This is a genomic window from uncultured Roseobacter sp. (assembly GCF_947488185.1).
GTDB lineage: Bacteria > Pseudomonadota > Alphaproteobacteria > Rhodobacterales > Rhodobacteraceae > Roseobacter.
The window spans coordinates 893,916-915,888 of sequence record NZ_CANKYM010000002.1 but is presented as its reverse complement, the minus strand read 5'-3'; the positions used below and the strand labels follow the sequence as shown (position 1 = coordinate 915,888).

Here is a 21,973-nt window from a genome sequence, read left to right as displayed (position 1 = left end):
CACCACCCTCAAAAAAGTTAAGTTAACCGATGATTAACCGAAAAATGCGCAGCCGTATGTGATCCACACCACATTTTGCCCATTTTGGGCCTGAAAAATGTCATATTCTTGCCGACGGCTAAGAAAATCCTTGATTATCCCCATAGTGCGAACAATCGCTGGTTGTTGCCCCGCTTGATCCATTTGCCGATTCGGTCAGTATGGGCACAGCAACCGGGAGAGCCGGTCTGCCCTGCACGGTTTGTGTAGTTTGTTGGCACCGGGCAGGTGGTCCCCGAGATGAACCAATGGTTTTCGAAATGGGTTGGATGGGTCCGCGTGATCGCCTTGGTGGGGCTGTTTTTCGGCCTCATCATCCGTATCGGTGACCCGCACGCCCTGGCAACGCTGCGCAACGCCTCGTTCGATTTTTACCACCAGTCCAAACCCCGCGATCTGACGCCGATGCCCGTGGCCATTCTGGATGTGGATGACCGCAGCATCGAGGAGATCGGGCAATGGCCGTGGCCGCGCAGCTACATCGCCGAACTGGTCACCCGCGCGACGGCACAAGGCGCCGTGGCCATCGGTTTTGACATCATCTTTTCCGAACCGGACCGTCTGTCGCCCGCGCAAATCGCCGAAGACAATCCCGACATGCCCGGCGATCTGGCAACCCGTCTGGCGCAACTACCGGACAACGACACCAAGCTGGCGCAGGCCTTTGCCGGGGCCCGGGTAATCGTCGGTCAGACCAGCGTGCGTAACGTGGCGGGCAACCGGGCGGAAAAGCGCGAAATGGCGGATGCAGCCCACGCGCTCATCGGCCCCGATCCGATGCCCTACCTGATGAAATTCCCCGACATCGTGCAAAACCTGCCGGCGCTCGAAGCCAATGCCGCAGGCCGTGGGATGTTCGCGACCCGGCCTGATGCCGACGGCGTCTACCGGCGCGTGCCTCTGGTGATGAGTGTGCAGGGCCAGATCCGTCTTGGTCTCACGCCGGAGCTGTTGCGCGTGGCGACGGGGGGCGATCCTTTTGCCGTGCGCACGAATGATGCGGGGATCGAGGGGGTTGTCCTGGCCCGCCAACTGATCCCGACCGCGCGGGACGGCACGGTCTGGCCCTACCTGACCCCTTCCGCGCAGAGCCGCTATGTCTCCGCGGCCGACCTGCTCCGGGATCGGGTGCCCGACGGACGGCTTGCGGGGCATCTGGTCCTGGTCGGCACTTCTGCCATCGGGCTCGAGGACTTCCGTGCCACCCCGCTGGGTGTAGCCATGGCCGGGGTGGAGATACATGCGCAGGTGCTCGAAAACATCATGGCCAAGACCCTATTGATCCGGCCGAATTACACCATCGCCATCGAACTGGTGACAACGCTGATCCTCTGCCTTTTGGTCATCATCTTCGCGCCCGCCCTCTCCGCACGGCTGCTCATTTCCTCGTCCGTGCTGCTGCTGGGCGGCTATGTCGCGGTCTCCTACTATCTCTTTTACGACAAGCGCATCCTGCTCGACCCCTCCTTCCCCGTGGTCGCCGTGACGACGGCAGTCATGCTGATCTCCACCGTGAATTACCTGCGAGAGGAGCGAAAGCGGCGCGAAATCCGCAGCGCCTTTGGCCAATATGTCTCACCCGATCTGGTGGATCAACTCAGCCGCAATCAGGGCAGCCTGACCCTGGGCGGTGAATCGAGACAGCTGACGCTTCTTTTCAGCGATGTGCGCGGCTTCACGGCGATCGCCGAGGAATTCCGCGACGACCCCGAGGCCCTGACCGGCTTGATGAACCGCTTCCTGACCATCCTGTCCAATGCGATCATGGAGCAGAAGGGCACCATCGACAAATTCATGGGCGACGCGGTGATGGCCTTCTGGAACGCGCCGCTCGACAATCACGATCACCCGCGCGCCGCCTGTCGCGCCGCGCTGAAGATGATCGCCGACGTGGCGCAGTTCAACAAGGGCCGGCTCAGAGCGCAGAAGCGCAAGCGGGTCGGGCAAAAACGCCAGCGCACTGAAAAACGGCAACCTTGGGTCGCGGTGCACAAGATCAACGTCGGGATCGGCATCAACACCGGCCAATGCGTGGTCGGTAACATGGGCAGCGACACGCGGTTCGACTACACCGCCCTTGGGGATCCGGTGAACGTGGCCTCCCGGCTCGAAGGGCAATCGCGCTACTACGGGGCAGCGATCATTCTGGGACAGGCCACGGCGCGCGAAGTCATGAATGAATTTGCGGTGCTGGAACTGGATGTGATCCGCGTCGTGGGCAAGGAGGTACCGGAAACGATCTACGCCCTGCTGGGTGACGAAGCCTTGCGACAGGACCCGCGGTTTCAGCAGCTTTGGGCGATAAACAAGGACATGCTGGCTGCGTATCGCTCCCAGAACTGGGATCAGGCCGAAGCCCTCCTTGCGAAGGTCCGCACATCCCTTGCCGCGTTGGATATCTCCCTGCAGGAATATCTGGACATGTACGCGACACGCATTACCGATCTGCGTGCCAACCCGCCGGGCGCCGATTGGGATGGTGTGTTCTCGTCAACCCGCAAGTGATCAGCGCTCGCGCAGCGCCTCTGCCTGCGCGCGCAGGATCGGTTTGGCCAGATAGGACAACACGGTCTTTTGCCCCGTCTGGATATCGACCGAGGCGATCATCCCCGGCGTAATCGGCAGTGGTTTGTCCTCGGTCCCAAGGTAGGATTTTGTGGTGCGCACGATCACCCGGAAGAACTCCGCCCCATCTTCGGTGGCAATCGTATCCGCGCCGATGCGCACAACCTCGCCCTCCAGCGCGCCATAGATCACGTAGTCATAGGCAGAGATTTTCACTGACGCAGGCTCGCCCGGGCTGACAAAGGCAATGTCACGTGGGCCCAGGTCCGCCTCGATCAGCAGACTGTCGTCGATCGGCACAATCTCCACGAGAGGCGCGCCGGGTTGTACCACCGCGCCAATGGTCGTGGCATTCACCCGGTTGATCGTCCCGCGCACCGGTGCACGTAACTGTGCGCGGGTGACGCGGTCATTGGCGCTGCGCAGGGTTTCCTGCACCACCGCCAGTTCCAACTGCAGGATCGCCAGCCGCTGGCGCGCCGACAGCACATAGGCAGAGCGCGCCGCGTCGATCTGGTTTTCCGCCTCGGCAATTGCTGCCTGCATGCGCGGTTCCGACGCCCGGCTGACCGCCATATCTCCGTTGAGCTCAGCTAATTTCGACTGCAACCGCAGCAGTTCAATCTGCGGCACCAACCCGCGGTCGAACATGTCTTGCGTGAGGGCAATCTCCGCGCTCAGCGGCGCAATGATACCTTCCGTTCTGTCGCGCAGCGCCCTGATTTCGCTCAACTCCCCCCGGCGTTGCAGCAGCTGTGCCTCCAGCACCTGTAGTTCGCGTTTGAGCTGTTCACGGCGGGACAGGAAAACCTCCTGCTCGGCCGCGACGGCCAAAGGAGCGCGGCCTTGCAGCAGCGCCGGAAAATCAAGTTCCGCCGCGAATTGCGCCTCCGCCGTCAACCGCGCGGCTTCAGCGAGGATTGCCGCTTCCCGCTCCAACAACTCCCCGCGTTCTGCATCAAACCGCGTGTCGTCGATCCGCATCAGAACGTCCCCAGGAGCCACGATATCGCCCTCACGCACCGTGATGTCACGCACGATACCGCCCTCGAGGCTCTGTACCACCTGCACCTGTTGTGAGGGGATCACGCGGCCCGAGGCGCGCGCCGTCTCTTCAATCTTGTAGGTGGCCGCCCAGAGCAGAAAGGCACCCAGCCCAAACGCAATCGCTAACAACAGACGCCAGGGACCACCATCGCGTACAGCCGCGCGCGCGCCCGAAATGTTATTGGCAAATTCATCTTCGATGCGGTTGCCGAACATCCCCTACCCCTTTGCCCGCGCGGCACCCATGGCCCGCAGTTTGTTCAACACATCGTTGCGCGGACCATCCAGCGCGGCGCGCCCCTGATCCATCACGATCAACCGCTCTGCCATGGCGGCCAGCGATTGCCGATGCGTGCAGATGACCATGCCGACGCCGGTCTTGTTCAGCTCTGCCAGTCGGTTGATGATCAACGTCTGCATGCGCTGATCCATGGCGTTGGTCGGTTCGTCCAGAAATAGCGTCTTGGGGCGGCGCAGCAGCAGGCGGGCCAGCGCCACGCCCTGCTTTTGCCCGCCCGACAAATGCTTGCCCTGCTCGCCGATGAACATGTCGAGCCCTTCCGGCGCTTCAGCGAGAAACTCATCCATCGCCGCAAAATAGAGCGCCCGTGCAATCTCTTCATCGCTGGCGTTTTGCTGACCGATCACGAGGTTCTCGCGCAGGGAGCCGGTGAAAAGTTCTGGGATTTGAGGCAGATAACCGATGCCGCGGCGCAGCTCTGCAGGTTCGTATTGCGACAAGGCGATCCCGTCGACGAGCACCGTGCCGCTGTCGGGCTGGAGCAACCCCGCCAGCACCTTACCCGCCGTGGTTTTGCCGGACCCGACCCGGCCCAGCAAAGCGACACATTCCCCCGGTGCCACGGTAAAACTGAGGTCTTTCAGCGCCGGGCGCGCAGCATTCGGATAGGTGAGCGACACGGTGTCCAGCGCAAGCTCGCCCTCTTTGACATGCGCGTCACTCTTCACAGCCGGGCCTTGTTCTACCGGCAACGCCATGAACCGATTTAGCGCCGCCAGCGATTTAAACGCATATTGTGCGCGGAAAATCGTCTGCGCGATGGTTCCCAGGGGGGCCAGCACCCGACCGGCGAGGATATTCGCCGCAATCAGCCCGCCCACGGTGATCACGCCGTCCGAGACCAGAAAAACGCCCCAGACAATGATCAGGACCGACACCAGTTGCTGCACCAACATCGTGCCATTGGTCGCGACGTTGGACCAGAATTTGGTGCGGCCGTTGATCCGCGAGGAGGCCGCGACCGCCGCTTCCCACTCACGCTGCATCAGGGGTTCGGCGTTCAGGCTCTTGATGGTTTCAATCCCGGCCAGCGATTCCACCAGCACCACGTGGCGTTTCGTGGCCATTTGCTGCGCGCGCCCCGCGCTGCGACCCAGCGGCAATTGCGCAGCAATGGCGATCACCAAGACCACGGGAACGGCAAGCAGAGGCACCAGCGCAATCGGCCCGACGATGAGGTAGAGCGCCGCCACAAAGATTCCAATGAACAGCAGATCAATCAGCGCGACAAAGGTGGCGGAGGCAAAGAATTCGCGCACGACTTCGAAATCGCGGATCGTGCTGGCGATGCCCGCAGCCCCGCCGGGGCGGTCCAGCAGCCGGGTATTCATCGCCTGCCGAAACAGCGTGGCCGCCACTTTCAGATCCACGCGTCGGCCAATATTTTCAAGGATATTCGCGCGGATCGTGCGCATCACCAGATCAAGCAGCAGCGCAATCCCGACCCCGATGGCCAGCGTCCAGAGCGTCACATAGGCGAGATTGGGGATCACCTTGTCATAGACGTTCATGACAAAAAGCGGCAGCGCCAGCGTCATCAGATTGAGCAGGAAAGCGGCGACGAGAATCTGCGCCCAGTTCCCCGAGTTTGCCCGCACCGGCGCCCAGAACCAATGCCCGGCTCGCGGGCCATCCCGCGCGGTGTCGGGCGACAGCATCGCCCCTGCCCGGTCGGCGCTGCGGGTGACCAACATCAGCTCCGGGCGGATGTCCTTGCGCAGCTTACGCAACGGGATTTCCTGCACCAGGGTACCCTGCGCCGGATCGACCACGCGTGCGGTCTTGCCGCCTTCACTTATGTCTTGAACGATCAACGGCTGCCCGGATTTCCGCCAAACCAGAAACGGCAGCGCAATCGCATCAATCGCCGCAGGGTCGCGCAATATAAGCCGGGATGCCAGCCCGATGGCCTCCAGCGCGCGGGCAAGGTCGTGCGGATCCGATAATGCGGTCTCTTGCGAAAGCCGTGCTTGCACAGCATCCGCCGAGAACGGTTGGTCAAAGGCCCGCGCCAGCCATTCAATCATCGCCATATCCGGCGCAGCGCCGTCCTTCGGTGGCATGCCGGCCCCCGCACGGCGTAGCGGTACGGCACCAGCCTCCGTGCCGCCCTGCAATCTCATTCGAGCGGCTCGATCGCGACGTTGAAAATCGCGTTTGGATTACCCTTCACGCGGTCCTGAAACCTCGGCTCCAGGGCAATATCGGCCTTGGCCAACCCGAAATGCGCCGCCAACAGGCTTTGCGCAGCCAGCGCACGGTAGGTGCTGAAGGCAAGACCGGCCCGCGCCCCAACCGCTTCGAACTCCACGTTGAACCGGGCGCGTTCGACTTCCAGCAGGTCCAGCAAGGTGCGCTTGGCCGCCAGAAATTCGTCACCGTAGACCTCGACGATCAGCCTGTTGATGCGCAGCTGATCGTTGAGCTGTGTCACCCGGTCGGCATTTGTCCGGTAGGAGTTCCATGTGCGGGCGGCCAGTTCACGTACGTCCCGCACGGCGACGGCCTGAAGTGCCATCGCGCGGCTGTTGCGTTCGGCCAACGCGCGCCGTTCCGCCTGTCGACCACCCTGATAAATCGTCCATCGCAGTCCGATGCCCACCGTCTCATCCGTGCGCGTGCCTGAAACGCCGTTGCGATTGATATCGCGTACGACGCCGGTATTCAGCGACAATTCCGGGTAGCGGTCCGAGAGGGTCACTTCGGACTGAAAGCGCGTCTGATCGATCTGCGTACGGGCAAATTGAACTCGATAACTGTTGCGTTCGGCGGTGTTGGAAAGCTGCGCAAGGGACGACGGTGCCTTGGCCAGCGGAACGCTCATGGCACCGCTTGGTGGACGGCCAATTACCCTTTGATAACGCGCATTTGCATCCCGCAGTGCACGTTCCACATCAAGCTGTGCCAGTTGAGCAGAGCGGACCCTGTCATCAATTGTCAGTTCGTCACTGAACGGCAGACGCCCGCCTTCCACAAGGTCCCGCACGCGGGCCCCGATTTCCTCATGTTTGGCGACGTTGCGCTCGGCCACGGTCAGCAATTGCCGGTGCCTGTGCACATCAATGTAGGCTTCGGTGGCGTTCAGTGCCATGGTCTCGGATGCGTCCAGCAGACGGAAAATACTACCGTCCACGCGCGCCGCGTTTGCATAGACAAGATTGGCACGCCGAAACCCGTCAAACAACACCAGCTCCGCCCGCACCCCCAGCTGATTGCGAGCCTTGGTGTTGTCATTGTCCGAAACGGACAGGGAATTCGGGTCACTCACCCGCTGCCACCCGGTTTCGCCTGACAGGGTCACCCGCGGTTCATACTCGCCCCGCAATTGGATCAGCTCATAGGCCGAGGCACGCATTTCAGCCTGCGAGGCCTTGATGGTCGGGTTCGTCGTGACGGCAAAACGCACCGCGTCAGACAAAGCTTCGGCGGAAACCGTTCCGGCAAGTACCGAGACAGCCAGACCTGCACAGACAAAATTGCGCATTCGTTTCAAGATCATGCCCCCCGCACCCGCGTACAAAATACTAAAACCAATGACCTTACGTTAACCAACTCGGTCAAAAAAGCAATCTGTCAGGGTTTTACCGGTGACGAGCGACCAAAGCTGCCGTGCAACCGACCGCATTTGCAGGTGCGTGGCTCGATGCAATTTTCCGCTGCGCAACCGTTAGGGTGCAGCCGCGGCCATCAGCCAGAGCCAGATCATACCGACATACGTGAGCTGGTGCAGAGCCTGATCCACACCCGACGCACGCCAATAGGCGGCATCCGCCGGTGTCAGTTTCAAATCTTCAGTATGGCGCCCTTTCCACCAGTCAATGTGGAAGTGTACAGCCCATTCCAGCAACACGACAGGAATGATGAAGGCGAATGGCGTGCCCACCAGGGCAAACGCCGCAACCGATCCGACGGCATGCACGCCCGCATGCAGGAACCGCCCAAGGTGCAGGTATTGCCCGCGTCCATCCAGCATCATCTTTGTCTGAAGGAAGTAATCCGCCAGCATGTGTTTTACTTGTAAAAGGCACAACAGGATCAACAGTGTGCTGTAACTCACTACCAAGACATCTTCCTTTCACCCCCGGCATCTCAGACACTAATGCCAGCGGGGATCACCTGTAAATCCGGCAATCTACCAAAAGCCCCTGCAAATTTGCATTTCTCGGCGCAGGAGCAAAAATCTTCCTGTCAGGACGTCGCCGGATCGGGCGAAATTGAGCGGATTCTAACCGTCACGTCCGATAAAGCAGTGACTTACCATTGGCAAAAAGATGTACTTTGGACGGGTCCGCGGTCAATTTCAGGGTCTGGCCGCGCATATTGGTGTGAATCCCGGCCAGTTTGGCAATCACCGTGTCCGTGTCCCGGCTGGAGCTCGGGGCTTCGAAGTACAGTTGCGTGACCTCGCCCAGAGCTTCGACAATGGTGACTTTGTCAGCGAAGGCATAGTTGTCGCCATCGGTGGCAATCATGTCTTCGGGGCGAATGCCGACGTTGATCTTCATGCCCCTATCCGAAGGCTGCGTCGGTACATTTGACTGGAAGGTGCCGCCCCCTTCCGGACAGGAGACGGTGGTGACCTCACCGGTTTCCACGATCTCACCCGCCAGCAGGTTCATCGCCGGAGAGCCGATGAACTGCGCCACGAATTCGTTCTCGGGCTTCTCATAAAGCTCCAGCGGGCTGCCCACCTGCGCGATGCCTTTGTTGGCCAGCACCACGATGCGGCTGGCCAAAGTCATCGCCTCCACCTGGTCGTGAGTCACGTAGATCATGGTGGAATTCGGCATGCTCTCCTTCAATTGCGCAATCTCGATCCGCGTGGCGACCCGCAAGGAGGCATCAAGGTTCGAGAGCGGTTCGTCAAAGAGATAGACCTTGGGGTCGCGCACGATGGACCGACCAATAGCCACCCGCTGACGCTGCCCGCCCGAGAGCGCCTTGGGCAAACGGTCGAGGTACTCATCCAACTGCAGCACCTTGGCCGCGCGGCCCACCGCCTCGTCGATCTCCTGCGGCGATTTCTTGGCCAGCTTCAGCGCAAAGGCCATGTTGTCGCGCACCGTCATATGCGGGTAGAGCGCATATGACTGGAAGACCATCGCAATGCCCCGTTGTGCAGGGGGCACGTCGTTCATGCGGTCGCCGTCGATGGTCAACTCACCCGCGGTGATCTTCTCCAACCCCGCGATCATGCGCAGCAGGGTCGACTTGCCGCAGCCGGAAGGCCCGACAAAGACGATCAATTCGCCCGTGGTGATGTCCAGATCGATGTGCTTGAGCACCTCGACGTTGCCGCCATAGGCCTTGCCCACATCCGTCAGTTTCAGATTGGCCATATCCTTGTCCCTCCCAAGACGCGGGTTAACCCTGTTTGATGGCCAGGCAGACTTGCCACGGCCCCAGGTGTAGTTTGAAATCCGGTGACGGGGTGGCCCCGCCCAATTCATGCCCGATTGTGCTCCAGTCGCCCGGCGGCATCCCATGCAGCGACGGCGTGTCCGACAGGTTGAAAGCGCAAAACAGCGTCTCGTCCCCATGTGTCCGGGTGAATTGCAGAATATCGCCATAGGCAAAGACACCGCCATGCTCCCCCTTGATCAGCGAGGGGTGCTCTTTACGGAAGGCAATTGCCCGGCGATAGTGGTGCAGGATCGACGTCGGGTCGTCCTCTTGCACCCCAACCGACCGGTTGAGGTGATCATGACTGACCGGCAGCCACGGGAACCCTTCGGAGAAGCCACCGTTCTGGTTCGACGCCTCCCAAACCATCGGTGTGCGGCAGCCATCGCGACCCTTGAACTCGGGCCAGAACTGCTTGCCATAGGGGTCTTGCAGGTCCTCAAAAGCCACGTCTGCCTCCGGCAGGCCAAGCTCTTCCCCCTGATACAGGCAAACCGACCCGCGCAGGCACATGATCAGCGTCGCGAACATGCGTTGCGCCGCCGGAGGCAGATCCCAGCGGGTCGCATGGCGCATCACGTCGTGATTGGAAAACGCCCAGCAGGGCCAGCCGTGTTTGGCCACGCGACCCAACTCATCGAAAACCTGGGCCACACGCGTGGCATCCAGCGGCGTCTTCGCGAGGAATTCGAAAGCGTAACACATGTGCACCCGATCGGTGCCCTTGGTGTATTCGCCCAGCAGCTCAAGACCCCGCTGCGCGTCACCGACCTCGCCCACACAGGCGGCGGCGGGGTATTCGTCCAACAGCGCCCGGAACCGTTTCAGGAATTCGACATTCTCCGGCTGGTTCTTGGAATGGATGTGTTCCTGGTGATTGTAGGGGTTCACCGACGGCGCGATATTGGCGTTGCGCCGCTCCGGCGGCAGCGCCGGATTGTCGCGTAGTTTTTTGTCGGCATAGTAGAAATTGATGGTGTCGAGCCGGAACCCGTCCACCCCCCGATCCAGCCAGAACCGTGTGGTGGCAAGAATCGCGCTCTGCACGTCCTCGTTGTGGAAGTTCAGATCGGGCTGCTCCACCAGGAAGTTGTGCAGGTAGTACTGCTCGCGCCCCGGGTCCCACTGCCACGCGGGCCCACCGAAGATCGACAGCCAGTTGTTGGGCGGCGTGCCATCGGGTTTCGGGTCGGACCAGACGTACCAATCGGCCTTGGAATTGGTGCGGTCCGACTGGCTTTCCACGAACCACGGATGCTGATCCGAGGTATGGCTCAACACCAGATCAATCATCACCTTCAGCCCGTGCTGATGCGCGGCCTCGACCACCACGTCGAAATCCGCGAGGCTGCCGAACATCGGATCGACGTCGCAATAGTCGCTCACGTCATAGCCGAAATCCTTCATTGGCGAGGTGAAGAACGGCGAAATCCAGATCGCATCGACACCCAGTGAAGCGATGTAGCTCATGCGTTGCGAAATACCGATCAGATCACCGATGCCATCGCCGTTGCTGTCCTGAAAACTGCGCGGGTAGATCTGGTAGATCACCGCACCGCGCCACCAGTCCTTGTCGATCACGGGCAGGTGCAGATGGTGTTCCATCTTGGTCATTCTTGTTGAACTTTCTATTTCACGGAGCCGGCCAGCAGACCGCGCACCAGATAGCGTTGCATTGTAAAGAAGACGATCAGCGGCACGGCAATCGAGATGAAGGCCGCAGAGGCCAGAATACCCCAATCGCCACCGCGTGAGCCTAAAAGATCATCGGCGATCTTGACCGTCATGACCCAGCTTTCCGAGTTTGACGGCAGGAAGACCTTGGCAACCAGCAGATCGTTCCACGTCCAGAGGAACTGGAAGATCGCGAAAGACGCCAATGCGGGGAAGCTCAGCGGCAGCACGATCTTGGTGAAGACCTGAAAATCCGTGGCCCCGTCGACCTTGGCGCTTTCGATGATGTCGCGCGGCAGACCGACCATGTAGTTGCGCAAGAGGTAGATCGCGAGCGGTAACCCGAAGCCAGTATGCGCCATCCAGATGCCGAGGAAGCTTTGGCCGATGCCGATCTTGTTGTGGAACTGCAAAAGCGGCACGAGGGCCAGTTGCAGAGGCACCACCAAGAGCCCCACAACCATCGCGATCAGCAGCCCCCTGCCCGCAAAGTCCATCCACGCCAGCGCATAGGCCGCAAAGGCCGCGATCAGAATGGGGATGATTGTTGCAGGGATCGTGACCGTCAGCGTGTTGATGAAGGCGATGTCCATATTGTTGGAAAAGAGGATCGTCTGGTAGTTATCCAGCGAGAAATCCGGCGGCGTCGCGGTCGAATAGTAGACACTCGGATCGCGTTTGATCTCCGCCGGAGAGCGATAGACGAAATCTCCGTTCTCTTGCACTGTCAGGGTACGATCGCGCGTAAGCTCTGCAGTCTCGCCTGCAGCGGCAATCGTCGGATTGGACCGCGCACCGCCAAAGCGGATCACCTCACCCTCACCGCCCGAGAAGATGTTTCCCTCGATGACGAAGAACTCCCCATCCTGCCGGACTTCTCCCGCGGGGATCTTGGCCTGAAAGTTCTGCTCCACTGCGAAGGGCGACAGCCACCAGCCCGAGGCCGAAATCTGGTCCCGGTCCCGGAAGGAGGACACCAGCAGACCGACGGTCGGGATCAGCCAGAGCACCACGAGGAAGATCACCGAGAGGTTGACGGCCCAGCTGAGCGAAGATTTAGTCCCTGCAATATTGTCCATTATCTCATCTCCGCCCTTGCCTGCCGAATGTTCCAGATCATCACCGGCAGCACCACGATCATGATGATGAAGGCCACCGCCGTGGCGCGCCCGTCATCGCGGAACATGTAAGACATCATGTAACTGGGCAGGATGTCAGTGCCAAAATTGCCCCCTGTCATCGTATAGACGATGTCAAAAACCTTGAGCACGAGGATGGTAATCGTGGTCCAGACCACGACGATCGTGCCCATGATCTGCGGCACCTTGATCTTGAAGAAGACCTGAAACGGGTTGGCCCCGTCGATGATCGCCGCCTCAATGGTCTCCTCCGGAATGCCGCGCAGGGCGGCGGAGAGGATCACCATGGCAAAGCCAGTCTGGATCCAGACAAGGATGAACATCAGGAAAAAGTTGTTCCAGAAGCGCACTTGCAAGACGTCCAGCGGCTCGGAGGCGCCAAAGAAGTCGCGGATCGCGTTGATCAGCCCGATGTCGGCATTGTTGGCGTAGACGAACTTCCAGATCAGCGAGGCGCCGACGAAAGAGATCGCCATCGGCATGAAAATCAGCGATTTCGCGATATTGCCCCACTTCAGCCGGTCGGTCAGCTGCGCCACCAGCAGCCCGAGAAAGGTTGCCGCTGCGGGCACGACGAGCACCCAGAGCATGTTGTTGAAGAAGGCAATCTGAAAGCCATCGTCGGCAAACATGGTGGTGTAGTTGCCGAACCCGATGAATTCGTCGCCGGAGCGGTTGTAGAGCGAGCGGTAGAACGACCCCACCACCGGGTAGACCAGATAGAGCCCAAGAGCGGCCATCGCCGGAAACAGGAACAGCCACGGGCGCACCAGATTGGCGCGGTTGATGTTCTGGCCCGGATTGTCCGCGCGGGGCGGAAAGATGACTTTGTCAAGGATCAGGTTGGACAGGAAGAAATAGCCGACGCAGCCGCCGACCCCGACAATAACGGTGATAATTCCCTGGAGCAGCGGTGACATGGCAATCCCTCCCAAGACGCATGTGCGGGTTTGGTCCGGCGGCACACACCGCCGGACCCGTTGGCAAAGAGCTTACTGGATGGTGTCCCAGCGCTCTTGAATACCCTTGGCGACGTCCTCGGCACTGGCTCCGGTGGTGTAATCCACCATGCCCGTCCAGAAGGCGCCCGCGCCGATCTCACCCGGCATCAGGTCGGAGGCATCAAAGCGGAAGGTGGTCGCATTCAGCAGAATGTCGCCCTGCGCCTTGAGGCTGTCCTCAAGATACATCTCGGTGTTCACGCCCGCATGCGCGGTCAGGAAACCACCCTGCGCCATCCAGAGCTCATGCGCGATGGGGGTCTTCAGGAACTCGACGAAGGCGTTGGCAGCTTCGGACGGGTTTGTGATCGCAAAGAGCGTGCCCGCCCCCAGCACCGGCTTGCCAAGGTCTTTCTCCGCGTAGGCGGGGAAGTAGAAGAAATCCACATCGTCGCCCACGGTTGTCCCTTCCGGGAAGAAGGCGGGAATGAACGAGGCCTGACGGTGCATGTAGCATTTTGGCGGGATCGAGAAGAGACCTGCCGGGCTGTCGCGGAAATCGGTGTTGGCAACCGCGGAGGCCCCGCCATCGACGTAATCATCATTCCGCGCAAAGGCGCCGAATTCCTCGATGGCCGCGATGACCTTGGGGTCGTCGAACTTCATCTCATTGGCCACCCAGGCGTCGTAGTCCTCGGGCGCCTGCGTGCGCAACATCATCTCTTCGACCCAGTCGGTCGCCGGCCAGCCGGTCGCCGCCCCGGATCCCAGACCGATGCACCAGGGTGTGCCGCCCTCTTCCACGATCAGATCGGTGAGCTCTTTCAACTCTTCCATGGTTTCAGGAATGTCATAGCCCGCCTCGTCAAAGGCTTCGGGCGAATACCAGACCAGAGATTTCACATCGACCCGGTAAAAGATGCCGTACATCTGGTCGTCGCCATTCTGGTCCGCATAGGTGCCCAGATCGACCCAGGACTGACCGGCTGCATAATTGTCGCGCACCCAGTCGGACATGCCATCGGGCAGCGGCGTCAACAGCCCCTGGCTCGCCATATCAGCGGCGAGGCCGGGTTGCGGGAAGACCGCGAGGTTCGGCGCGGAGCCTGACCGCGCGGAAATCACGATATCCTGTTCGAAACTGTCGGATCCCGAATAATTGACCGTCGCGCCGGTGGCGCTGGTGAAATAGGCAAACGCCTTGTCGACCTTCTCCTTTTCGTCGCCGGTCCAGGGGCCGGTGATCTCGACCGTCTGACCGCTCAGGTCGTATTTGTCAGCGAATTCAGTGTAGCTGTCCCAGCTGAAATCGCCCTCGCCCACGGCAAAGGGCTGGTGCCCATCCGCATGGGCCGTTCCAGCGAAAAGAGCCAGTGCCGCAGCACCCGCGTAAAATCGTGCCTTCATGAGTTCCTCCCGTTGCAATGCCTGTTTCGACATCGTCTTGACCAATTTTTAGGCGCAAAGAATCACTTCAAAGCGCTTTGGATGTCTGAAAACTGGAGGAAGGTGTCAAATGTGTCAACTCGCGGTTGGGTTTCTGGACAAGTTTTCAATGCTCTGAGCCGAGTGAACGCCTCTCCCTCACGTTTCCGCTTTGACCTGCGGAAGCAGGCTGCCTAGGCTGTGATCTGTTTGAGAGTAAAAATGAAACTGCAAGTCTTATGAATCTACGCGAGCTTTCAGAACGGCTGAACCTGTCCCAGACCACGGTCAGCCGCGCGCTGAACGGGTACCCGGAAGTTAACGAGGAAACCCGCAAGCGGGTCGCAGCGGCGGCGGCCAAATTCAACTACCGTCCCAACATCCGGGCCCAAACGCTGGCGACAGGTCGGTCGATGTCCATCGGGCACATCATCCCCTTCTCAAAACAGAACGAAATGGTAAACATCGTCTTTGCCGATTTCATCGCCGGTGCCGGGGAGGTTTACGCCCAGCACGGCTATAGCATGAGCCTTTCGCTGGTCCGGGACGAGGATGAACTCAACGCTTACCAGGGGGTTGCCGAAAAGGGCGCAGTCGATGGCATCATCGTGCACTCGCCTGCCCGCGATGATCCGCGGATTTCCTTTCTTTCCGATCTCGACATCCCGTTCCTTGTGCACGGGCGCGCCTCCGAGGTGACAACGCCCTATTCATGGCTGGACGTGAACAACAAACGCGCGATCAAAACCGGCACCGCCCATTTGCTGGACCTTGATCACCGCCGTATCGGGTTGATAAACGGCGAAGAACGGATGGATTTTGCGCAGCGGCGGCGCGACGGATATCTGGCGGCATTAACAGCAGCAGGAATAACACCCGAGACCGCGTTGATGCGATCCGGCGAGATGAGCGAGCCCCACGGCTATGCCTCCGCGCATGATATGCTGGACAGCACGGAACCGCCGACCGCTTTTGTTGCTTCTTCCATCGTATCCGCCCTTGGTGTCAGACGCGCGATTGAAGAGCGTGGTCTTGTGATGGGACGGGACATCTCGATCCTGTGTTTCGACGATGATATCTCCTACCTTCCCAACGGGCGAACGACGCCTGTTTTCACGGCGATGCGGTCATCGGTGCGGGCAGCCGGTCGCCGGTGCGCAGAATTATTGATTGACCAGATCAAGATACCACAACAAGGCATGGCAACAGAGCTCTGGGACGCGGAACTCATCATAGGCGGCTCTACCGGCCCCTGCCCCAAAGGGAGATAAGATGGACTTCAAACGATCGGACTTCCCGGCGGATTTCCAATTTGCCGCGGCCACCTCAAGCTACCAGATCGAAGGTCATAGCTTTGGCGGGGCGGGCAAGACCCATTGGGACACATTCGCCGCGACGCCGGGCAATGTGGTGCGGGCCGAGCATGGCGATATCGCCTGCGATCACTATCACCGGATGGAAGAAGACCTTGATCTGATGCAGGCGCTTGGGCTGGATGCCTATCGGTTTTCCACGAGCTGGGCGCGGGTGCTGCCAGAGGGCCGTGGCACGCCGAATGAGGAAGGTCTGGACTTCTACGACCGGCTTGTCGACGGGCTGCTGGCGCGGGGGCTGAGCCCGATGGTCACGCTCTACCACTGGGAACTGCCCGTTGCGCTGGCCGATCTGGGCGGGTGGCGCAATCCGGACATTTCACATTGGCTGGCGGACTACACCACCGTCATCATGAAGCGGATCGGCGACCGGGTGTTCAGCGCCGCCCCGATCAACGAGCCGTGGTGTGTCGGCTGGCTGTCGCATTTCATGGGCCATCACGCGCCGGGATTGCGCGACATTCGCGCCACTGCCCATGCGATGCATCACGTGCTCACGGGCCATGGCCGCGCTATTCAGGCGATGCGCGCGCTGGGGATGAAAAACCTCGGGGCCGTGTGCAATTTCGAATATGCGCACCCTGTGGATGACACGCCCGAAGCGGCGGCGGCGGCACAGCTATATGACGGCTACTACAACCGGTTTTTCCTAGGGGGGCTCTTCAAGGGCGCCTACCCCGACGACGTGATGGAAGGTCTCGCCCCCCATATGCCAAAGGGTTGGGAGGATGATTTTGATCTCATTGGCCGACCTCTGGATTGGTGCGGGCTGAACTACTACACCTGCAAGCGCATCGCGCCGGTGGACGGCCCCTGGCCCGCGCATGAAGAGGTCGACGGACCCCTACCGAAAACGCAGATGGGATGGGAAATCTTCCCCAAAGGCCTGCATCACTTCCTGACTTGGGTGCATGAGACCTACACCCAGGGCCTGCCGCTCTACGTCACCGAAAACGGCATGGCCAACCCAGATGAGGTCGGCGTGCCGGATCAGGCGCGCATCGACTATCTGAACGCCCATATCGCAGCGGCACAGCAGGCGATGGCCGAAGGCGTGCCGCTGGCGGGCTACACCTTCTGGTCGCTGATGGACAATTACGAATGGGCGCTGGGGTACGAGAAACGCTTTGGCCTGATCCATGTGGATTTCGAAACCTTGGAGCGGACGCCGAAAGCGTCTTATCACGCGCTGGCCGACGCGCTTAAGGCGTGAACCACGCGGGCACGCCGAAGGGCGGGGTATCGACCGATGTGCCGGTCAGGCTCTCCAAAAACGCAACGATCTGAGCAATCTCGATGTCGTTGAGGTCGGGCCCACGCGCCGGTACAACCTGCGCCTGACGCGCCATCTCGCGCCTGTCCGACTGGATGATGAAGTCGGTTGCTGCCAGCCAGGGCACCTTTGGCAGTGCTGCATCCACCGGTTGCCACGTGGCGCGCATCGCCGCCGGATCAAGATGATGACGCACCATCTGCTCCAGCGTTGCATAGGCCCCGTTGTGCCCATAAGGCGCGGTGAGCGCCACATTGCGCAGCATCGGCGTACGGAAGGCATAGGCATCTTCGAGGCGATTGCTCTCGCCCATCCGCCCGACGTCACGCGCATAGGGGTCAAAGACCCGCGTCCGGCCGGGTCCAAAGGCAGGTAGCCCCAGCGCATGGAATTCCTGATCACTCATGAGCGCCCCGGCGTGGCACGTGCTGCACGTCGCCTTGCCGTAGAAAAGATCCATGCCCGCCCTCTGGTCCGCCGTCAGCGCGGCACTGTCCCCGGCGAGATACTGATCAAAGGGGCTGTCGATGCTGGTCCATTCGATGGTCATGAAGGCCGCCAGCGCGTTGGCGATCTCGACGATCGTCACCTCTTCCGGTGTCTCGATGTGATCGAACGCGGCGACAAAGCGCGCGCCGTAGTCAGTTTCCGTACGCACCCGTTTGGCCAGGATCGGCCAGGCGTTGGCGATCCGGTCATGCACGGCGCCGATGACCTCGTTCTCACCCGGATTGCCTGCCATTTCGAACTGTGCCACCAGTGGAAAGAGCGCCTGCGCGGCCAGCAGCGAGTTCAGCCCTTTCGGCAGCCATTCCTCCGCCGGAGAGTTGAAACCGTTGCCAAAGAGACCGGAGGTGCTCAACCGCCCGTCGTGAAACATCACCGTCAGATCCCGCGCGCCGAGGTTCCACAGCCCCGGCGCATTGCGCGGGATGCGCTTGGCGATGCGGGACAGGCCGATGCCGGGGGTGCGCTCGGGTCCCAGCCCCTGCCCGCCTTCTCCGATCCCAAGTGAAAGCCCGTCCCCCGTGCCAAAATCCGGGTGGTGGCAATGCGCACAGGAGATATTCCGGTTGCCCGACAAGATGGTATCGTAGAACAAGGAGTGGCCCAGAGCGGCCTGACCCCGGTCGAAGTCCAGAAAGTCTGTCGCCGTCAGAGGCGGCGGCAAATCCCCCGCGAATGCGGCGGTTGCGAAACAGGAGAGAAGAACCCCATGCGCGCCATATGTCTTGTGCTTGCGTTTCTTGCGTCTCCAGTCTTTGCGGAAATCGAAGAAGCGCGCGACATGATGGAAGAGGGCCGCTTTGAGGCGGCCTACGAGGCGCTCTGGCCCGCGGCGCGGTCCGGCAATGCAGATGCTGAAGAGTTGATCGGTGTCATGTATGCCATGGGCCTTGGTGTGCCCCGTGACGACACCCGCGCGTTCGAATGGTATCTGCGCTCGGCGATGAAGGGGCATCCGGGGGCGCAATCGGGCGTTGGCTGGTATTATGAGGTCGGGCGCGGGATGCCCGCGCCTGATCTGGTGCGCGCCTACATGTGGTACACGCTTTCTGCGATTGGGGGTGACCCGGATGCGGCGATCAGCCTGGAGGAGGTTGTGAAGAAAATGACGCGGGAAGAGATCGAAAAAGCGCATGTTCTGGTGGCCGACTACAAGGTCTGGATGTATCCGTTCCGCTAGGGTCGCGCGGCATCTGAAGTCTCTGTCGCTGTGCCTGCATCAGGTCGCGCCGCCGGGCATATTTTTGGAACAATGAAATCGAGGGAGAAGGCCCGAGTGCGCGGGCCCTCTCTGAGGTTTCTGGTGTCAGTTCACGTCGGCAGCGCGGGCGGCGCCGATCTCTTCTTCCGCTTCGGCAACCGCAGCGGTCAGCGCGTCGAAGATTTCCTCACCGCGACCGACGTTGCCCTTGAACCAGTCGAACACCGGGGCGGCCCCTTCTTTAAAGGCGGCTTTCTGCTCCGGTGTGGGCACGTAGAGGTCCCCACCTTCGGCCACGAACTGCTCATACGCCGCGATGGATTTGCGCTTGGGCGAGGCAAAGGTCGCCTGCTGCAGTGCATAAAAACCATCAACCACCACGCGGCGCATATCTTCCGGCATCTCGGTGAAACGCGCGTTGTTCATCCACCACAGCGCGCCCATGTAGGCGTGGCCGTCCAGCGTGACATATTTCAGGCCCGCATCCGGGAATTTCATGCCCATGATGTCGGTGATGCCGTTCTTGGAGCCTTCAACCACACCGGTCTGGAAGGAGGTGAAAAGCTCGGGCCATGGGATCGGCGTGGGGGCCGCGCCCAGGGCTTTTACCAGTTCCTGCGGCAGGTCGGCCACAACGGTGCGGATCTTCAGGCCTTCCATGTCGGACGGCTCGGCAATCCGGCGTTTGGTATTTGCAAAGTTGCGCCAGCCGCCGGTGTTGCCAATGGTCATCAGGCGGATCGAATCGCCAGAATCTTCCAGCGCCATGTCACGCATTTTCCGGGTAAAATCGCCCGAGAGAACATGCTCGGCAATCCGGTCATCGGCCATCAGATAGGGCAGATCGAGCACCTGTACGTAGGGGAAGATCCCGGAGGCACCGCCGGACGTGGACACAAAAATATCGACGGTGCCATCGGCCACGCCCTGCAGACATTCCGCGCCGTTGCCACAAAGCTGCGTGCCGATGAAAAGCTCTACCGCGATGGCGCCATTCGAGGCCGCCTCGACGTAGTTCTTGAAGACCACAAGGCCGTCATAATCCTCATCGTTCTCATTGGAATTGGCCGTCGCGCGCAGCGTGTAGTCCTGCGCTGCCGCCGCCATTGCGCTGCCCGCAAGCATCGCCGCCACTGTCAGCGATTTCAGGGTATTTTTGATCATGTTTTTCCTCCCATTGAATGTCGTTTAGTTCGCAAAACCCGTCAGACGCGGAACCGTCATGGATATGGCGGGTATGTAGGTGATTAAGAAAATCACGAGGATCTCAACCGCCAGAAACGGCAGGATCGCCTTTGAGATGGTCTCGACCCGTTCACCCGACACCGACGAGGCGACGAACAGCACCAGCCCCATGGGCGGTGTGGCCAGCCCGACGGTCAGGTTCACGCTCATGATGATCGCAAAGTGGATCGGGTCGACCCCGAGGCTCACGAAGATCGGGCCAAGGATCGGGCCGAGGATGATAATCGCGGGGCCTGCGTCGAGGAACATGCCGACGATGAAGAGCAGCAGGTTGATCAGGAACAGCAGGATCAGCGGGTTGCTGGTCAGGCTGAGGACGAATTCGGCCATGGTTTCGGGCGCGTGGCTGAGGCTCACGACTGTCTTGAAGGCCATCGCAGCCCCCACAAGCAGCAGCACCACGGCGGACGTGATCCCTGCGCGGTTCAGCACATCCGGCAGGTCGCTGAGCTTGAGCGTGCGCATGACAAACAGGCCAATGACCAGCGCATAGGCCACGGCGACCGCAGCCGCTTCTGTTGGCGTAAAGACCCCCGCGAGGATGCCACCAAGGATGATCACCGGCGTCAGCAGCGGGAAGAAGGCCTTGAGGCTCGCCTGCCCGCGTTCACCCCAGGAATGCTTTTTCGTGGCGACCGGGAAGTCGTATTTGTCCGCCTGGAACTTCACCATAAGCATCAGCCCAAGGCCCACCATTACCCCCGGCACGATGCCTGCAAGGAAGAGGGCCGCGACGCTCTCGCCCATCACATAGGCGTAGATGATCATGATGCCCGAGGGCGGGATGATCGGCCCGATCACGGAACTTGCAGCGGTGATGGCGGCGGCAAAGCGGCGGGTGTAGCCCTGCTTTTCCATCGCGGGGATCAACATCGAACCCAGAGCCGAGGTGTCGGCCACCGCTGATCCCGACAGCCCGGCAAAGAGCATCGAGCTGAGGATATTCACATGCGCCAGGCCGCCCCGGAAATGGCCCATCATGGCCTGGGAGAACTCGACCAGCCGCATGGTGATGCCGCCCCGGTTCATCAGCTCGCCTGCGAGCATAAAGAAGGGGATCGCCATCAGCGGGAAGCTGTCCATCCCGTTGTAGAGATTGCGATAGAGCAGCGTGATGTCACGCTCCTGCCCATTGAGCCACAACAGGATGCCGGGCGCGGCCAAAAGGCCAAAGAACACCGGCAGGCCGATCATCAGGAACAGCAAAAACAGCGGGAGGAACCAGACCAGCATTATTCAGCTCCTACCTGCTCTTCGAGCGCAATCGGCGGCAAGGCCTCTGCCCCACCCATCATCCTGACGACCGCGCGCAGGATCAGCTCGACGTTGACCGAAATCAGCGCGATCACCCCAAAGAGCAGCGACGCCATCATCCAGCTGCGCGGCACGCGGAACCACGCCTCAAAGCTCAGATCCGTTGGCAGATAGAGCGAAGCGGTCGTGAATTTCCCTGCAAAACCGGTCACTTCGGACCAACCGATCTGCATCGCGACGATCAGAACCCCGAGGCTGACAAACAACAGAAGAAGCGAGATCAGCGCCCCGATCCGCGCGGGCAGCAGCCGCACCACCGTGTCGATCGCCACAAACCCGCCGCGCCGGAACGCCGTGGGGGCCATCAGACCGGTCATCCACAACATGCAGAACCGAGCTGCCTCGTCTGGCCAGGGCAGCGCGTTGTTCAGCACATAGCGGTAGAACACCTGAATGAGGATCGCCGTGACCATAAGCGCCACAGCCACCACGCCGAGACCCCTGCCCAGTTTGAGCACGGCCTCATTGATCAGCCTGAGCGGTGTTATCACCGCCAGCAATGCTCCCATTCCGGAGCCTCCTCCCT

The 21,973-nt window shown here is 60.8% G+C and carries 17 protein-coding genes; 4 read left to right on the top strand and 13 right to left on the bottom strand.

The genetic code is table 11. The features are described 5' to 3' along the window. Window positions 1-279 precede the first annotated feature (279 nt). On the top strand, window positions 280-2,544 hold the full coding sequence (locus tag Q1A52_RS10320) for a CHASE2 domain-containing protein (RefSeq protein ID WP_300014451.1): 2,265 nt from the start codon (window positions 280-282) through the stop codon (window positions 2,542-2,544). On the opposite strand, the gene Q1A52_RS10315 is transcribed toward Q1A52_RS10320, so the two are convergent. The 9 genes from Q1A52_RS10315 to Q1A52_RS10275 form a co-directional block, all read right to left on the bottom strand. Then, entirely contained in the window at window positions 2,545-3,867 is a 1,323-nt protein-coding gene (locus tag Q1A52_RS10315; RefSeq protein WP_300014448.1) for an HlyD family type I secretion periplasmic adaptor subunit, read from the bottom strand. A gap of 3 nt (window positions 3,868-3,870) precedes the next feature. Next, window positions 3,871-6,075, bottom strand: coding sequence for a type I secretion system permease/ATPase (locus tag Q1A52_RS10310; RefSeq protein WP_300014445.1), 2,205 nt, complete (start codon window positions 6,073-6,075; stop codon window positions 3,871-3,873). Beyond that, window positions 6,072-7,451, bottom strand: coding sequence for a TolC family protein (locus tag Q1A52_RS10305; RefSeq protein WP_300014442.1), 1,380 nt, complete (start codon window positions 7,449-7,451; stop codon window positions 6,072-6,074). Before Q1A52_RS10305 ends, Q1A52_RS10310 begins: the two co-directional genes overlap by 4 nt. A 168-nt stretch (window positions 7,452-7,619) precedes the next feature. Then, window positions 7,620-8,009, bottom strand: coding sequence for a DUF3307 domain-containing protein (locus Q1A52_RS10300; RefSeq protein WP_366944006.1), 390 nt, complete (start codon window positions 8,007-8,009; stop codon window positions 7,620-7,622). A gap of 175 nt (window positions 8,010-8,184) precedes the next feature. Then, window positions 8,185-9,291 carry an ABC transporter ATP-binding protein gene (locus tag Q1A52_RS10295; RefSeq protein ID WP_300014439.1) on the bottom strand — a complete coding sequence of 369 codons (1,107 nt, stop codon included), beginning with the start codon at window positions 9,289-9,291 and terminating at the stop codon, window positions 8,185-8,187. Window positions 9,292-9,316: 25 nt separating this feature from the next. Continuing rightward, a complete protein-coding gene (locus tag Q1A52_RS10290) occupies window positions 9,317-10,969 on the bottom strand; it encodes an alpha-glucosidase (protein ID WP_300014436.1) in 1,653 nt (550 codons plus the stop codon). A 14-nt stretch (window positions 10,970-10,983) separates the two neighbouring features. Next, window positions 10,984-12,108: a carbohydrate ABC transporter permease gene (locus Q1A52_RS10285; RefSeq protein WP_300014433.1), complete on the bottom strand. Its 1,125-nt coding sequence runs from the start codon at window positions 12,106-12,108 to the stop codon at window positions 10,984-10,986. Continuing rightward, window positions 12,108-13,088: a carbohydrate ABC transporter permease gene (locus tag Q1A52_RS10280; RefSeq protein WP_299776981.1), complete on the bottom strand. Its 981-nt coding sequence runs from the start codon at window positions 13,086-13,088 to the stop codon at window positions 12,108-12,110. The genes Q1A52_RS10285 and Q1A52_RS10280 overlap by 1 nt, the downstream gene beginning before the upstream one ends. A 72-nt stretch (window positions 13,089-13,160) precedes the next feature. Further along, the gene (locus Q1A52_RS10275) at window positions 13,161-14,516 is read right to left on the bottom strand and encodes an ABC transporter substrate-binding protein (protein ID WP_300014430.1); all 1,356 of its coding nucleotides are present in this window, start codon (window positions 14,514-14,516) and stop codon (window positions 13,161-13,163) included. A 257-nt stretch (window positions 14,517-14,773) separates the two neighbouring features. Here Q1A52_RS10275 and Q1A52_RS10270 point away from each other — a divergent pair, with 257 nt between their 5' ends. Beyond that, complete coding sequence (locus Q1A52_RS10270) at window positions 14,774-15,805, top strand: substrate-binding domain-containing protein (RefSeq protein WP_300014427.1); 1,032 nt, start codon at window positions 14,774-14,776, stop codon at window positions 15,803-15,805. A 1-nt stretch (window position 15,806) separates the two neighbouring features. Beyond that, a complete protein-coding gene (locus Q1A52_RS10265) occupies window positions 15,807-17,120 on the top strand; it encodes a GH1 family beta-glucosidase (RefSeq protein ID WP_300014424.1) in 1,314 nt (437 codons plus the stop codon). Here the strand turns inward: Q1A52_RS10265 and Q1A52_RS10260 are convergent. Further along, window positions 17,110-18,351, bottom strand: coding sequence for a cytochrome c peroxidase (locus Q1A52_RS10260; protein ID WP_300014421.1), 1,242 nt, complete (start codon window positions 18,349-18,351; stop codon window positions 17,110-17,112). The two genes, Q1A52_RS10265 and Q1A52_RS10260, sit on opposite strands and share 11 nt — an antisense overlap. Before the next feature lie 45 nt (window positions 18,352-18,396). Between Q1A52_RS10260 and Q1A52_RS10255 the strand changes: the two genes are divergently transcribed. Next, a complete protein-coding gene (locus Q1A52_RS10255; RefSeq protein WP_300014418.1) occupies window positions 18,397-18,867 on the top strand; it encodes a tetratricopeptide repeat protein in 471 nt (156 codons plus the stop codon). Between the two features lie 126 nt (window positions 18,868-18,993). On the opposite strand, the gene dctP is transcribed toward Q1A52_RS10255, so the two are convergent. Genes dctP through Q1A52_RS10240 form a run of 3 tightly spaced genes read right to left on the bottom strand, consistent with a single transcriptional unit; the run spans window position 18,994 to window position 21,956 of the window. Further along, the gene (gene dctP, locus Q1A52_RS10250) at window positions 18,994-20,052 is read right to left on the bottom strand and encodes a TRAP transporter substrate-binding protein DctP (protein WP_300014415.1); all 1,059 of its coding nucleotides are present in this window, start codon (window positions 20,050-20,052) and stop codon (window positions 18,994-18,996) included. 24 nt (window positions 20,053-20,076) lie between these two features. Beyond that, on the bottom strand, window positions 20,077-21,366 hold the full coding sequence (locus tag Q1A52_RS10245) for a TRAP transporter large permease (RefSeq protein WP_299776995.1): 1,290 nt from the start codon (window positions 21,364-21,366) through the stop codon (window positions 20,077-20,079). Continuing rightward, window positions 21,366-21,956 (bottom strand): TRAP transporter small permease, encoded by a 591-nt coding sequence (locus Q1A52_RS10240; protein WP_300014412.1) that lies wholly within the window; start codon window positions 21,954-21,956, stop codon window positions 21,366-21,368. Before Q1A52_RS10240 ends, Q1A52_RS10245 begins: the two co-directional genes overlap by 1 nt. Window positions 21,957-21,973: the final 17 nt, after the last annotated feature.

Excerpts from the sequence above, each read along its gene's own strand:
- Q1A52_RS10310 (WP_300014445.1), bottom strand. The coding sequence starts at position 6,075 with ATGAGATTGCAGGGCGGCACGGAGGCTGGTGCCGTACCGCTACGCCGT.
- Q1A52_RS10270 (WP_300014427.1), top strand. The coding sequence starts at position 14,774 with ATGAATCTACGCGAGCTTTCAGAACGGCTGAACCTGTCCCAGACCACG.
- Q1A52_RS10265 (WP_300014424.1), top strand. The coding sequence starts at position 15,807 with ATGGACTTCAAACGATCGGACTTCCCGGCGGATTTCCAATTTGCCGCG.
- Q1A52_RS10290 (WP_300014436.1), bottom strand. The coding sequence starts at position 10,969 with ATGACCAAGATGGAACACCATCTGCACCTGCCCGTGATCGACAAGGAC.
- Q1A52_RS10275 (WP_300014430.1), bottom strand. The coding sequence starts at position 14,516 with ATGAAGGCACGATTTTACGCGGGTGCTGCGGCACTGGCTCTTTTCGCT.
- Q1A52_RS10285 (WP_300014433.1), bottom strand. The coding sequence starts at position 12,108 with ATGGACAATATTGCAGGGACTAAATCTTCGCTCAGCTGGGCCGTCAAC.
- Q1A52_RS10295 (WP_300014439.1), bottom strand. The coding sequence starts at position 9,291 with ATGGCCAATCTGAAACTGACGGATGTGGGCAAGGCCTATGGCGGCAAC.
- Q1A52_RS10315 (WP_300014448.1), bottom strand. The coding sequence starts at position 3,867 with ATGTTCGGCAACCGCATCGAAGATGAATTTGCCAATAACATTTCGGGC.
- Q1A52_RS10305 (WP_300014442.1), bottom strand. The coding sequence starts at position 7,451 with ATGATCTTGAAACGAATGCGCAATTTTGTCTGTGCAGGTCTGGCTGTC.
- Q1A52_RS10240 (WP_300014412.1), bottom strand. The coding sequence starts at position 21,956 with ATGGGAGCATTGCTGGCGGTGATAACACCGCTCAGGCTGATCAATGAG.
- dctP (WP_300014415.1), bottom strand. The coding sequence starts at position 20,052 with ATGATCAAAAATACCCTGAAATCGCTGACAGTGGCGGCGATGCTTGCG.
- Q1A52_RS10245 (WP_299776995.1), bottom strand. The coding sequence starts at position 21,366 with ATGCTGGTCTGGTTCCTCCCGCTGTTTTTGCTGTTCCTGATGATCGGC.
- Q1A52_RS10255 (WP_300014418.1), top strand. The coding sequence starts at position 18,397 with ATGCGCGCCATATGTCTTGTGCTTGCGTTTCTTGCGTCTCCAGTCTTT.
- Q1A52_RS10320 (WP_300014451.1), top strand. The coding sequence starts at position 280 with ATGAACCAATGGTTTTCGAAATGGGTTGGATGGGTCCGCGTGATCGCC.
- Q1A52_RS10280 (WP_299776981.1), bottom strand. The coding sequence starts at position 13,088 with ATGTCACCGCTGCTCCAGGGAATTATCACCGTTATTGTCGGGGTCGGC.